The organism is Ferruginibacter paludis, assembly GCF_030409685.1.
GTDB lineage: Bacteria > Bacteroidota > Bacteroidia > Chitinophagales > Chitinophagaceae > Ferruginibacter > Ferruginibacter paludis.
In genome coordinates this window covers 376700-390098 of the sequence record NZ_JAUFQJ010000002.1, presented here as the reverse complement: position 1 = coordinate 390098, position 13399 = coordinate 376700, and the positions used below count along the sequence as shown (strand labels likewise).

13 protein-coding genes are annotated in these 13399 nt (G+C 39.9%); 8 read left to right on the top strand and 5 right to left on the bottom strand.

The window, feature by feature from the left end:
- The first annotated feature begins 237 nt into the window (after positions 1 to 237).
- A complete protein-coding gene (locus QWZ08_RS03500; protein WP_290335824.1) occupies positions 238 to 435 on the top strand; it encodes a cold-shock protein in 198 nt (65 codons plus the stop codon).
- 167 nt (positions 436 to 602) lie between these two features.
- On the opposite strand, the gene QWZ08_RS03495 is transcribed toward QWZ08_RS03500, so the two are convergent.
- Complete coding sequence (locus QWZ08_RS03495) at positions 603 to 1967, bottom strand: APC family permease (RefSeq protein WP_290335823.1); 1365 nt, start codon at positions 1965 to 1967, stop codon at positions 603 to 605.
- A 203-nt stretch (positions 1968 to 2170) separates the two neighbouring features.
- On the bottom strand, positions 2171 to 2698 hold the full coding sequence (locus tag QWZ08_RS03490) for a thioredoxin family protein (RefSeq protein WP_290335822.1): 528 nt from the start codon (positions 2696 to 2698) through the stop codon (positions 2171 to 2173).
- Positions 2699 to 2742: 44 nt separating this feature from the next.
- Here QWZ08_RS03490 and QWZ08_RS03485 point away from each other — a divergent pair, with 44 nt between their 5' ends.
- Complete coding sequence (locus tag QWZ08_RS03485) at positions 2743 to 3315, top strand: UbiX family flavin prenyltransferase (RefSeq protein WP_290335821.1); 573 nt, start codon at positions 2743 to 2745, stop codon at positions 3313 to 3315.
- 69 nt (positions 3316 to 3384) lie between these two features.
- On the opposite strand, the gene lolA1 is transcribed toward QWZ08_RS03485, so the two are convergent.
- Positions 3385 to 4050 carry an outer membrane lipoprotein periplasmic chaperone LolA1 gene (gene lolA1, locus QWZ08_RS03480; protein ID WP_290335820.1) on the bottom strand — a complete coding sequence of 222 codons (666 nt, stop codon included), beginning with the start codon at positions 4048 to 4050 and terminating at the stop codon, positions 3385 to 3387.
- A 245-nt stretch (positions 4051 to 4295) separates the two neighbouring features.
- Between lolA1 and QWZ08_RS03475 the strand changes: the two genes are divergently transcribed.
- Positions 4296 to 5495 carry a DUF4407 domain-containing protein gene (locus QWZ08_RS03475; protein ID WP_290335819.1) on the top strand — a complete coding sequence of 400 codons (1200 nt, stop codon included), beginning with the start codon at positions 4296 to 4298 and terminating at the stop codon, positions 5493 to 5495.
- A 150-nt stretch (positions 5496 to 5645) separates the two neighbouring features.
- Here the strand turns inward: QWZ08_RS03475 and pyrG are convergent, their stop codons facing one another.
- Positions 5646 to 7301: a CTP synthase gene (pyrG, locus tag QWZ08_RS03470; RefSeq protein WP_290335818.1), complete on the bottom strand. Its 1656-nt coding sequence runs from the start codon at positions 7299 to 7301 to the stop codon at positions 5646 to 5648.
- 551 nt (positions 7302 to 7852) lie between these two features.
- On the opposite strand from pyrG, the gene QWZ08_RS03465 reads away from it, so the two are divergent.
- The 4 genes from QWZ08_RS03465 to QWZ08_RS03450 all read left to right on the top strand — a co-directional run bounded on the left by QWZ08_RS03465 (position 7853) and on the right by QWZ08_RS03450 (position 11691).
- Entirely contained in the window at positions 7853 to 9178 is a 1326-nt protein-coding gene (locus tag QWZ08_RS03465; protein WP_290335817.1) for a citrate (Si)-synthase, eukaryotic, read from the top strand.
- Between the two features lie 104 nt (positions 9179 to 9282).
- The gene (gene hemL / locus QWZ08_RS03460) at positions 9283 to 10563 is read left to right on the top strand and encodes a glutamate-1-semialdehyde 2,1-aminomutase (RefSeq protein WP_290335816.1); all 1281 of its coding nucleotides are present in this window, start codon (positions 9283 to 9285) and stop codon (positions 10561 to 10563) included.
- Positions 10564 to 10604: 41 nt separating this feature from the next.
- Positions 10605 to 11108, top strand: coding sequence for a cupin domain-containing protein (locus tag QWZ08_RS03455; RefSeq protein WP_290335815.1), 504 nt, complete (start codon positions 10605 to 10607; stop codon positions 11106 to 11108).
- A 109-nt stretch (positions 11109 to 11217) separates the two neighbouring features.
- Positions 11218 to 11691: a nucleoside deaminase gene (locus tag QWZ08_RS03450; RefSeq protein ID WP_290335814.1), complete on the top strand. Its 474-nt coding sequence runs from the start codon at positions 11218 to 11220 to the stop codon at positions 11689 to 11691.
- Positions 11692 to 11729: 38 nt separating this feature from the next.
- Here the strand turns inward: QWZ08_RS03450 and QWZ08_RS03445 are convergent, their stop codons facing one another.
- Positions 11730 to 12356 (bottom strand): response regulator, encoded by a 627-nt coding sequence (locus tag QWZ08_RS03445; RefSeq protein WP_290335813.1) that lies wholly within the window; start codon positions 12354 to 12356, stop codon positions 11730 to 11732.
- Between the two features lie 572 nt (positions 12357 to 12928).
- On the opposite strand from QWZ08_RS03445, the gene QWZ08_RS03440 reads away from it, so the two are divergent.
- Positions 12929 to 13333 carry a response regulator gene (locus QWZ08_RS03440; protein WP_290335812.1) on the top strand — a complete coding sequence of 135 codons (405 nt, stop codon included), beginning with the start codon at positions 12929 to 12931 and terminating at the stop codon, positions 13331 to 13333.
- The last annotated feature ends 66 nt before the right edge of the window (positions 13334 to 13399 follow it).

Below are 13399 nucleotides of genomic sequence, written 5' to 3'. Positions count from 1 at the left end.
AGCGGATATAATATAAACCATGTTTCTAAAGCTATTGGCGGCATTTTACTCATTAAAAAGCGTAAAATTGTTCGAAACATGGCCAGGGCCTAAGGCGATTATCTTAAAATGGCAAGTTATTTCAAGGGGAAATGACTTGGTTTTCAACGTTAAACATACTATCTGTAGTATTTCTGTATTATTTAAAATAAAAAGTTATATTTGCACCTTAATTTAATACAATACAATTTTTAAAAAATGGACAAAACACTAGGCACCGTTAAGTTTTTCAATTCTGAAAAAGGATTCGGTTTTATCAAGCATGATGATTCTAACAAAGAAACTTTCGTACATGTTAGCGGATTAATCAATGACATCAAAGAAGGAGACCATGTAGAATTCGACCTGCAGGAAGGTAAAAAAGGTTTAAATGCCGTTAACGTTAAATTGATCTAATAGAACATATTGATCTTTGTTAATAAAGGTATCGGGCTGCTAATTTCAGCAGCCCTTTTTTTATGAGTTGTATTAAACAACGATTACGTATTGAACTTGCCTAGGCTTAAAAATTATGGAAGTAGAATTAAGGTAATCTAACAGCTATGCTTAAACGAAAATAGCGGCTATCGCAATCCCATATTAAAAGGCCATTGAGATTTCAATTTTGCCATTATAAGATATACAGTCAGCCCGCTGCCAAATACCAGCAAAAAAGAAAACATAATAGTAAAGCCTGTGGCGTAAAAAATGAATAGCCACATGGCAATCGCCAGTACAACCGGAAGTGGATACAGCGGCATTTTATAGGGCAGGCTAGCTGTCCCATTTCTTTTTCTCAAGAGTACCACACCCGCAGCCTGACCAACAAACTGCACCATGATCCGCATGGCCAAAATTCCATCAATGATGTGTTTCATTTTAAAAGACAAGCTGAATATAAAAGCCAAACCAGCCAATACCAACAATGAAATATAGGGGAAATTTTTTGTTGGATGCAGTCTACCAAAAACTTTAAAAAAAGCGCCGTCAATAGCTGCAGCATAAGGCACACGGGAATACCCCAGCATTACTGCGAAAAGAGAAGAAAGTGCCACCCATAAAATCATTACAGTACCTGCTTTCGCAGCTGTTGCCCCGTACAATCTTTCTAAAAATGTACTTACTACAAAATTGTTTTGTCCTGTGTCCTGCCAGGCTTTTATTTCCTGCCAGGATATAACACTGCTTACACTCATATTCATTGCCAAGTACAATATTGCGATGCCGATCACGGAAATAAACATGCTTCGTGGAATATTTTTTCCAGGATTTTTTATCTCCCCACCTAAATGGCAAACGTTGTAATAACCAAGGTAACTGTAAATGGTTTTAACACAAGCCTGGCCGAATCCAAAAGATAATAGTTGACCCCAGCTAAAATCACTGTTGATATGCTGTAGCGGTTGCAATATATTTCCATGCAAAATGCCACCAATAATGATCCAACCCAAAGTCAGTAACACACCTGTCCACAGCAGCACACCAATTTTGCCAATACTATCAATTTTACGGTATAACAAAAAGGTGATTAAAACAATTACCGCACCTGATACCGCTTTTGCCTGCCAGTCTTCCAAATGTACCAGGTATCCAAGGTACTGGGAAAATCCAATAGCCGCGGAAGCCGCTACCAGCGGCGCTTGTATAACAGTCTGCCATACATATAAAAAACTCATTAGTTTCCCCATTCCATTCTTTCCGTAAGCTTCTTTCAAAAAATTATAACTGCCGCCCGCTAAAGGATAGGCTGCACCAAGCTCACTCCATATCATAGCATCTACCAGCGAAAGCAAAGCGCCCGCAATCCAGGCATATAAAAACATGCCGCCCATTAATCCCATTACAATCGGTAAGGTTACAAAGGGTCCTATACCCACCATATCGATCATGTTCAAAACTGTAGAATGAAAAAGCCCCAGCCGGCGCTGTAGTGAAGAAGTTGCTGCCATTAAAATAATTAAGAACGGAAATTACAATTTAGCAGCGACAAAATAATTTGTGTGTATTGTGTAAATCAGGTAAACATAAAAGCAGATAATGGAAAATACAACGAACGGTAAGGCTATAAAAACAAACAGCTCCCCTCTGGAAGCCTGCTTGTTTACGGAATCATTAATAATCGAAAACAAATATTAAATATGTTATCCGGCATCTACCAGCTATTGCTGAATGCCTTGTTGAAGTCTTGAAAGTTTTGTGTTTTGTAAGCGTTTTCACCAAAAAATTTAAGCGGTGTTTCTATTTCGCTTGCTTTTAAATATCCTGCAAGTGGCGCTGGCTGAGCCTTCATATCAGCAACAAATACTGTTGTAGGAAAACTTAATTGTCCGTAACATAAATAAACGGCCAACTCATTTACTTTATTTAGCTTGCTGTATCCATATTTTTTACCATTCCATTCCAGTGAGTCTTTTTGTTCTGCATCCAGTTTCACAGCATAATAATGTTCATTGATATAAGAAACTACTTTTTCATTACTGTAGGTTTGCCTGTCCATTACTTTACACCAGCCGCACCAGTTGGTATACACATCAACCAATATTGGTTTAGGATTTTTGCTGTATGCTTCCTGTAGTTGGGCTACGGTAAGCCACTGCACCTTTTCTTTGTTTTTAGGAATAAAAGAAACACTTATAAAAAACAAAACAACGATAATTATAAAACCGGTAACCTTTTGCATACAATAATTGTTTAGTAGCTTACACCATCACATAACGACGAAAAATGCATAAAATTGTTGTAGCCATTACAGGGGCGAGCGGATCAGTTTATTCGAAGGTTTTATTAGACAAATTACTAACCATACAAGATCAGTGGAGCGATCTCTCGGTAATTTTAACAGAAAATGCCAAAGCGGTTTGGAAGACCGAAATGGATAACGAAGGCTATGACAGTTATCCTGTAAAAATGCATACGTCGATGGATTTCATGGCGCCCTTCGCCTCCGGATCCGGTCAATATGATATTATGATTGTTATTCCCTGCAGTATGGGCACGCTCGGAAGAATTGCCGGCGGGATCAGCAATGACCTTATTTCCCGGGCGGCAGATGTTATTTTAAAGGAAAGAAGAAAATTGATCTGTGTTGTAAGAGATACACCCTACAACCTGGTTCATATCCGCAATATGGAAACCGTTACCCTGGCAGGAGGTATTATCTGCCCTGCCACGCCATCGTTTTACAGCAAACCAACTACAATTGAAGAAGTAGCCGCAACGGTTGTTGACCGGGTGCTTGATCTAGCCGGCCTTACAATAAACACCTATCGCTGGGGAGAATCTGAAAGGGCGGAATAAACAATACGGAAAGCATACAAAAAAGAGCAGCACTCACATGCGGCTCTTTGAAAAAATCCAGTAACATAATTATCTCAGGTCTACCACTTCAGCGCCCGGATATTTCTTGGCATCAAATACAAATTGAGTGTCATTCACTGGGGCAGTGGTGTTCATACCTGTAACGGAATAGGTAAATTTATTGCCTGTTTTTTCAAACACCTTGGTGCTGCTGATAATTTGACTTGCCTTATCTACATACACCAGTACCTTAAAAAATGGCTTGCTTTTATCAATGGGTGTTAATTCAATTTCCTGTACTTTTTTGCCCCCTACTGTCTTCTCCTGGTTCAGTTTGTACAAAAAATCTTTGTCGTAAAAATTGGTAAATATCTTTTGCGGAGTAAGGCTGTTAGCCGAAGGATCAACTTTTGTAATAGTCACTTCGTTGGCACTTCTATCATAAGTAGATATGTTGCTGCCATCGCAAAAAATTTCCTGGCCTGTAATACTTACCCGGTATTTATTGCCTTTCATATACACAATACCTTTTTTTGTTCCTAAACTTTTGCCAGCAGCATTTTCAATATTCAGCGAAAATTTTGCCTCCACGCCTTTGAAAGATTTAAACTTTGCACTAACTGCATCCAGTATTTTCTTTGCTTCGGGATCGTTGTTTCCCATGCCTTTTGGCTGGGCATATATCGTTATAATACCAGCCAGTAAAAGTGTAACAGAAGTAATTATTTTTTTCATTGTTATTAGATTTTATCCTTTGTTTTTCAAAAAAGAGACCAAAGATAAGTGAATAGACTGTTTCACAAAGCCCCGGTTTAAGATTGCCCTTTAATGAAGTGTTAATGTATTTTTTTAATACCAAATAAATAGAGCAGGTTAACGTTGATATTTATTATCAAGTTGTATTTTGCACACACTTCAACATTCAACATACTTCTCTCTGCTATTGATTCAATTTTGTAATCATTTAATATCATTAAAACATGATGGAAAAAACTGTTCCCTTAACCCAAAGGGAAACCTATGAACCAACCCGCTTTACCGAGTTTTTATGGTGGCTTTCCACCGCCGAAAAAGAATTACTCGCAGATGCAGTTGTAGACCGCAACCGCCATAAAATAATTGGCATGACCGTACTTGGCACCTGGGCCTTTGCCACTTTGGCCTGGACCTATTTTTTTAGTACAGTTGCCGCATCGCTATGGCTGGCAATACCCCTGGGGTTTTTTATGGGCTTTATTATTTTAACCATCGACAGGGCTTTAATAAAAGGCATCAACAAATTTTCAAAAAAAAAATTGCTGCCTTTACTTTTCAGGGGATTGCTGGCTGTTACCATCGGTACTTTTATGGCACAGCCTGCATTGCTCTACATGTTTGCCAAAGAAATCAGGTTACAAACTTCGCTGGATAATGAAAAAAAGATGATGGTTAAAAGCCAGGAGTTGAATGACCTCTATAAAAATAAAAAAGCTACACTAGCTGCCGAAAAAGAAAGCCTTCAACAAGAGCTGGAGCTAAAATATGCGGATGTTGCAAAGGCACGTCAAAATTTTTTATCAGAAACAGATGGCAGCGGCGGCACCGGTAAAGTGGGCATTAAAGATATTGCCATTGCGAAAAGAAATGAATATCAAAAACTGGACGGAGAATACCAGCAATTGCTGAAAAGTGAAGAGCCAAAAATTGCGGCGATTGAAACCGATTTAAAAATCATTGATAATACGGTTAAAAAAGAAGAAGCGAATTTTACACAATATTTTAATAACGGGTTTCTGACGCAAATTGAAGCATTGAACAATTTAATTAAAACCAATCCTGCTTTGCAGTTCAGGTATTACTTATTGGTAATTATTTTATTGTTAATAGAACTGATGCCAGTGATTGCCAAAACAATTCTGCCATCGGGCACTTATGATGAAAGAGCTATGCAGCGGGAGGCTATGGAGAAAGAAATGGTCACAGCCAATATCAGTAAAGAAAAGGAGCTGAAAGAATTGTACAATTCACTGGCGCATCAAAACGATAAAGAAGCCATTGCTGCATTTTTTGATCTTACCAAAGAAGACCGCACGCAAAAAATAAAAGGATTTAGCTGCCGGTGGAAAGAAGAAAACAATCCAACTTTTGACGGCCTTTGGGAAAAGATGAAATTGGAGGTTTTAACCAAACAGGAACATTAGAGGTTATGTCTGATGGTTGATTTTTTGATGTCGGATTTCATTCAGCCAGGAGCTTATTTATTTGTTGCTACGCTGAATTAATTTAACAGGGCTGATTTTTTGACGTGTTTTTTCGTATACATTATAATCAAAAAATCAGCCTTCAATATTTTATATCAACTCACTTTGCAATACTGTGTTTTTCACAGATGTTTTATTATCAGCGAATTCTTTTGCCGCTTTAATAAAGTTTACAAACACCGGTTGCGGATTTTCTACTGTACTTTTCAATTCCGGATGGTATTGAACTCCTATAAAAAAAGGATGGTCCTTCAATTCGATGATTTCTACCAGCCCGGTACCAGGATTTTTTCCGCTTGCAATCATACCTGCGTCTTCAAATTGCTGCAGGTAGGCGTTGTTAAATTCCCAGCGGTGGCGGTGCCTTTCGCTGATTAGTGGCTGGCCGTAAATACTGTATGCCAGTGTACCTTCTTTTATTTCGCATGGATACGCTCCCAGCCGCATCGTACCGCCTTTTGCTTTCACTTTCTTTTGGCCCGCCATCAGGTCAATCACCGGATTCTTTGTATCAGCCTGCATTTCGGTGCTATTGGCATCCTTCAAATCTAATACGTTTCTTGCAAACTCAATCGCAGCCATCTGCATACCCAGGCAAATGCCAAAAAATGGCAACTTGTTTTCGCGGGCAAATTTTACTGCTACAATTTTTCCTTCCACTCCACGCATACCAAAACCTGGTGCTACCAATAAACCATCCAGGCCGCCTAATTTCTCCTGCACATTTTCATCTGTAATTGTTTCGCTGTGTACGTTCACAATATTTACCTTGCATTCATTGATAGCTCCAGCGTGAACAAAAGATTCCAAAATGGATTTATAAGCATCCTGCAGTTCTATATATTTTCCTATCAGGCCAATATTTATTTTTCCGGAAGGATATTTCAGTTTATCCAAAAATCCTTTCCATTTGGTAAGTTCAGGTGCAGAATAACCGTTGATGTGTAGTTTCTTTAATACAATTACATCCAGTCCTTCCTGCAGCATTTTTAACGGCACTTCATAAATGGAATTGGCGTCCATCGCCTCAATCACTGCTTCCGTTTTTACATTACAGAATAAGGCTATTTTCTTCCTCAAATCCAGGTTCAGCGAACGTTCCGTTCTGCATACAATAATGTCAGGGTGCACTCCATTTTCACTCATCAGTTTTACACTGTGCTGTGTTGGCTTGGTCTTTAATTCTTTGGCTGCTTTTAAATAAGGAATCAATGTAAGATGCACCACCAGGCAATCTTCCTCTTCCATCTGCCACTGCAGCTGACGTACCGCTTCTACAAAAGGAAGGCTTTCAATATCTCCCACGGTACCACCAATTTCCGTAATAACAATATCATATTCGCCACTATTACCCAACAATAGCATACGGCGTTTTATTTCGTCCGTTATATGTGGAACTACCTGTACTGTTTTTCCGAGGTATGCCCCTTCCCTTTCCTGGTTAATCACGGTTTGGTAAATACGCCCGGTAGTAACATTGTTAGCCTGGCTGGTATGTATATTTAAAAAACGTTCGTAGTGGCCAAGGTCAAGATCTGTTTCTGCACCATCTTCTGTAACATAACATTCTCCATGCTCATAGGGATTTAGAGTGCCCGGATCCACATTGATATAAGGGTCAAACTTTTGGATGGTAACCTTCAGGCCTCTTGCCTGCAATAACTTAGCAAGCGAAGCTGCTATAATACCTTTACCTAATGAAGATGTAACACCCCCGGTTACAAAAATATACTTGGCCGTTTTCATGAAATTATCTGTTTTTAATTTGTCATATATTTATGGATGCTACAAAACATTGCCCTCTTGTTTTATACCTGGCTGCCTCAATAACTTACAAACAGGTGAACATATTAGCTGCAAAAGAATATCGAAATGGTAATTGTTTCAATCCGTGATGACCATCGGAAAATGAAAGATAAAATATCCGTGAGGTCGGGCAAAAATACAGCAAAAAATCGGCAGGATAAAATTTAGCGGAATGATTTATCATTAAACAACTCATAAAAAAATAAAACGCTTATCCCTTATGGATTTCAGCCTGAAAAAGTTCGGCAGTATTTTTTTAACTGGTCCTTGTATTACAACTTCCCCCAATTTTAATACCTGTTAATTAATGGATGGCACTTCATTCCCATTATTAAATGTGGCTACATTATTATTAAGTACAATACTTATTATTTGTCGCTAAAAAGTTCCATTGGCGAACTTTACCGGAAAAACTTTTGTTTAACACCAACCGGCGTTGTACTTTTATCCATTCTAAAAGGCAGGTAATTTCGAATTTATAAACTACTATTATGGGCGATATCAAAGACAGTTTTAAGGTAAAAGCAGATACGGTTGGAGCAGAAATTAAAGCCATGTTGAAGGAACACGGTGATAAAAAAATAGGTGAAGTAACCCTAAGCCAGATTTACCAGGGTATGCGTGGAATGACAGGGCTTGTATCTGAAACCTCATTGCTGGATGCCCAGGAAGGAATTCGTTTTCGCGGGCACACTTTGCCCGAATTAAGGGAAAAGCTTCCTAAAGCAGAAAATGGCGGAGAGCCATTGCCGGAAGGTTTGTTTCATTTAATGCTGATGGATGAATTTCCGACAGATAAGGATGCCCAGCATATTACTGAATTATGGCAGCGACGCAGCCACGTACCGAATCATGTGTTTGCCACTATTGAAGCTTTGCCGGTAAGTACACACCCGATGACGCAATTTGTTGTTGCCATTATGGCGTTACAAACAGAAAGCAGCTTTGCCAAACGCTATGCTGCCGGGATGAGTAAAAAAGACTACTGGGAGGCTACATTTGACGACTCAATGGACCTGGTAGCGCGGTTGCCACGGGTCGCTGCTTACATTTATCGCCGCAAATACAAAGGCGGCGAACATATACAACCCAACGGGCTGCTAGACTGGGCAGGTAATTTTGCCCACATGATGGGATATGAAAATGAGGAATTTAAAGAGTTGATGCGCTTATATATGACCATTCATGCCGATCATGAAGGTGGTAACGTTTCTGCCCATACTACCCATCTTGTAGGCTCTGCCTTAAGCGACCCTTACCTTTCTTTTGCAGCTGGAATGAACGGATTGGCGGGTCCCCTCCATGGCCTTGCTAACCAGGAAGTAATTAAGTGGATATATGATATGAGAGAAGAACTGGGCGTAGAAACGCCATCAAAAGCCCAGATAGAAGAATATGTAAAAAAGACGTTAAGCGAAGGGAAGGTGGTGCCGGGATACGGACATGCCGTGTTGCGTAAAACTGACCCGCGTTTTACAGCTCAAATGGAATTCGGGAAAAAACATTTACCCAACGATCCACTGGTAAATACCGTTTGGAATATTTATGAGGCAGTTCCGCCGCTGTTGCAGTCACTCGGTAAAATAAAAAACCCATGGCCCAATGTAGACGCCCACAGCGGTGCGTTGCTCGTGCACTATGGTATGGTGGAATATGAATTTTATACCGTTTTGTTTGGCGTTTCAAGAGCATTGGGCGTGCTGGCCAGCCTTTGCTGGGACAGAGCTCTGAACTTTCCACTGGAACGTCCAAAATCTGTTACAACAGACCTGGTAAAAAAATGGCTCGAAGGGAAAGACGAGATTTGGGGCGATTAATTTTACCGCCGTCCTTCTAAACAAACAACCGAAAAGTGAACCGGCATTGCAGGCATTACCCCGCATATAATACCTTCCTGCGATTAACTAAATCCTTTTATAGTATGTACCAAAATAGCAAGCAACTTTTCGAAAGGGCACAACAATCAATACCGGGCGGTGTAAACTCACCGGTGAGGGCATTTAAAAGTGTAGGCGGAACTCCGGTGTTTATAAAAAGTGCCAAAGGGGCTTATTTATATGATGCCGATGGTAACCAGTACATCGATTACATTGCTTCCTGGGGACCTATGATACTCGGGCATGCTTACGAGCCGGTTGTAAGGGCCATACAGGAAAAAGCTGCCCTATCTACCTCATTTGGTGCGCCTACCGAACTGGAAATAGAAATGGCCGAACTGATAAAAACTATGGCACCCAATATAGACCTGGTGCGCATGGTAAGCAGCGGTACGGAAGCCTGTATGAGCGCACTGCGTTTGGCACGGGGGTTTACAGGCAGAAATAAATTTATCAAATTTGAGGGATGCTATCACGGTCATGCAGATGCTTTTTTAGTAAAAGCTGGCAGCGGTATGGCCACGCTATCTATACAAACAGTGCCCGGCGTAACGGCTGGCGTTAGCAATGATACGCTTACCTGCGCCTACAATGATTTGCAAGCTGTACAGCAACTGGCACAACAACACAAGGGAGAAATTGCTGCCATTATTATAGAACCTGTTGTGGGTAATATGGGTTGCATCATCCCCGAGCCGGGTTTTTTAGAAGGCCTGCGAAAAATCTGTGACGAAGAAGGCATCGTTTTTATTTTTGATGAAGTAATGACAGGCTTCAGGCTGGCCGCAGGTGGTGCACAGGCTAAACTACAAATCAATGCCGACCTGGTAACCTATGGTAAAGTAATTGGAGCAGGCTTACCTGTAGGTGCTTTCGGAGGTAAAAGGGAAATTATGCAACACATAGCTCCGCTGGGAAACGTTTACCAGGCGGGCACTCTAAGTGGCAACCCCATTGCAATGATAGCCGGTTATACGTTGCTGAATGAGTTAAAGGCAAACCCCGCAATTTATGAAGAGCTGGAGGCTAAAACAACCTACCTGGCTGATGGACTTGAGAAAGTATTTATACAACATAATATTGCTTACTGCATCAACCGTTTTGGCAGTATGATCAGCATTCATTTCAGTGATCATCATATTACTGATTTTGAGTCTGCCTCACGGGCAGACATTGGCCGCTTTAATAAACTGTTTCATTTTATGCTGGATAACGGTGTATACTTGCCGCCATCGGCATATGAAAGCTGGTTTTTAAATAACGCATTGACTTATGCAGACCTGGATAAAACAATTGATTTATTACACCAATTTCTTTCGCAATAATGTAAAGGTAAAGACAAACAAAAAAGTCCTGTTTTAACTATATGCTTACGGCACTGCAACTAATCCGGCAATATAACCTGCATCCTCATCCCGAAGGGGGGTGGTATAAAGAAACATATCGCAGCAATGAACATATTCCTGCTGGTGTGCTACCAGCAAGATTTAACGGCGAAAGAGCTTTTTCTACAGCCATTTATTTCCTGCTGGAACAGGGCAATTTTTCTGCCTTTCACAGAATCAAAAGTGATGAATGCTGGCATTTTTATGCCGGTGATCCTTTATTGATATACATTTTTCAACCCGATGGAGCACTTACCGTCGTTCAGCTTGGCCAGGATATTTCAGCAGGACAAGTTTTTCAATTTACTGTACCAGCTAATTGCTGGTTTGCGAGCCAACCGGCTGAGAAGAGCCGTTTTTGTTTTGCTGGCTGTACCGTAGCTCCCGGCTTTGATTTTAGTGATTTTGAAATGGCAGACAGTAACGCGTTGACTGCATTATACCCCTTTTATGAAACAACCATCAAAGCGTTATGCAGATCATAGGCCGCTAAATAACGGTTGTAAATCCTCCATATTATTTATGCAAATTTCTTTTTAATTTATGATTAAAAAAAGTTGCAGGGATCGGTTATAAATTTGCATTGACACAGTTATGACAAGAGAAGAAAAATTTATGCAGGAAGCAGTTGCATTATCCAAACAAGGCATGCTAAATAATGAAGGCGGTCCGTTTGGATGCATCGTTGTAAAAGATGATGTAATTATCGGCAGGGGAAATAACAAAGTTATCTGCAACCAGGATCCAACTGCCCATGCGGAAATTACCGCAATAAGAGATGCCTGTAAAACACTTGGTACCTATCAGCTGGATGGTTGTGAAATTTATACCAGTTGCGAACCATGCCCCATGTGCCTGGGTGCAATCTACTGGGCACGGCCAAAAGTGGTATATTATGCCAATACCAGGGAAGATGCTGCCAGCATTGGTTTCGACGACGCTATGATATACCAGGAAATGAGCACAGCAATCGGCAGCAGAAAAATACCCATCATTGGCATAGATAAAAAATCAGCACTGAAAGTATTTCAGGAATGGAGCAATAAAACTGATAAAAACGTTTATTAACCGTTCAGATACGAATCTAGCACATAACACGTCAACATCTACAGGTTGTAGGAGGTTGCCATTTCTTTTAACTCCAGCAAATTGGTTACATGCAATTTGTCAAACAAACGGGCTTTATGTGTTCCAATAGTGGACACCTGCAGGTTTAAAAGTCTTGATATTTCACTGATTGTTTGCCCTGTTAATAGAAGCGATACAATTTCAAATTCACGGGGCGACAGTTGATTAAAAGGATTGCTGGGGGTATCTGAAATAGATTCTTCAGCAAGTGTTGCTGCAAGTGTATCACTGATATATTTACGGTTATTCAATACAAGATTAATAGCCTTTTTAATTTCCTCCAGCGGAGCATCTTTCGATAAAAATCCTTTTGCGCCGGCCTTTAAAAATCTTTTGGCATAGATGCTTTCAGCACTCATTGAAAATACAAGCACTTTTGAATTGGGGTACTTAATGTGAATGTATTCCATCAATCCTAAAGTATCCGTTTTAGGCATCTGGATATCCATCATAATAAGATCGTATTGATTGTGCTTCAATGTTTCCACTGCTGTTTCACCGTCACTTGCCTCGTCTATTTCCGAAGGTTTAAACAATTCAAGCAGCAAGCCTTTAATGCCGGAACGTACAACGTCATGATCATCTACAATTAAAAATTTTTTCATTGGTAAAAGTAATTTTAGTAAAAGTAAACAGCAAAATAAATCTACATCAAATTGCACAAATAACGGCAAATAAACAACACTAATTGCTACAAAGATAGTGTTACTTCGATTGCAATAAATCATTATTTAAACGAAGGCGGCCATTAATTATTATAGTAGTAAAAATACTACAAGCAATACATTGCTCTATTACATACATCACTTTAATAACTGCTATTTTTGTAGTAGAACAAGGTGGAAATTGTTATAGAAGCACAGCTGTCAAACGGTCCCGTTTTAGATCCAACAGACAACCTTACCTACCTATTGTTGACATTTTTTGATCAGAACAAACAGGTTCAAAAAAAGACAGGTTGATTAAGCCGGCAGGGTCCGCTTTAATCAACCTGTTTGTTTTAATGGATTAAAAATCTACCCTGGGAAGATCAATCAAAAAAGCAGAACAAAACATTTACGGTGGCGTAAAAGCCCTGGCGATTATGCCACAACTTAAAAAATATAACAAAAAAAGCAACACACACGGCCACACTATTGCATATATACAATCAGTAATCTTTACGAAATATTTATTCATGAAACCGATCCATATACTGTTAGTTGAAGACAATGAAGGCGACGTATTGCTTACAACGGAAGCCCTCTATGAAAGCAATTTGCCGTTTACCCTGTTTGTGGTAAAAGACGGTCGGGAAGCCACGCTGCTGCTAGGCAAGAAAGATAAGTATGCAGATGAAGCAATGCCCGACCTGGTAATACTCGACCTTAACCTCCCCAAATTAAATGGCATTGAAGTGCTGAAAAATATTAAGACAAATGAAGAAACCAGGCATATTCCAGTGATCATGCTGTCTACCTCCGCATTTGAAAAAGACATCAAACTTTGCCTGCAACTTGAAGCCTGTTGCTTTATGACCAAGCCATTGGAGACGGACGTCTTTTGCCAACAGGTAGAGGGTTTGAAAGGGATTACAGTGTAATAGTGTACTGAATGATGTCAATTAAAATATGGCCGTTTTTATTGTTGATAACGTTGCCGGATATAC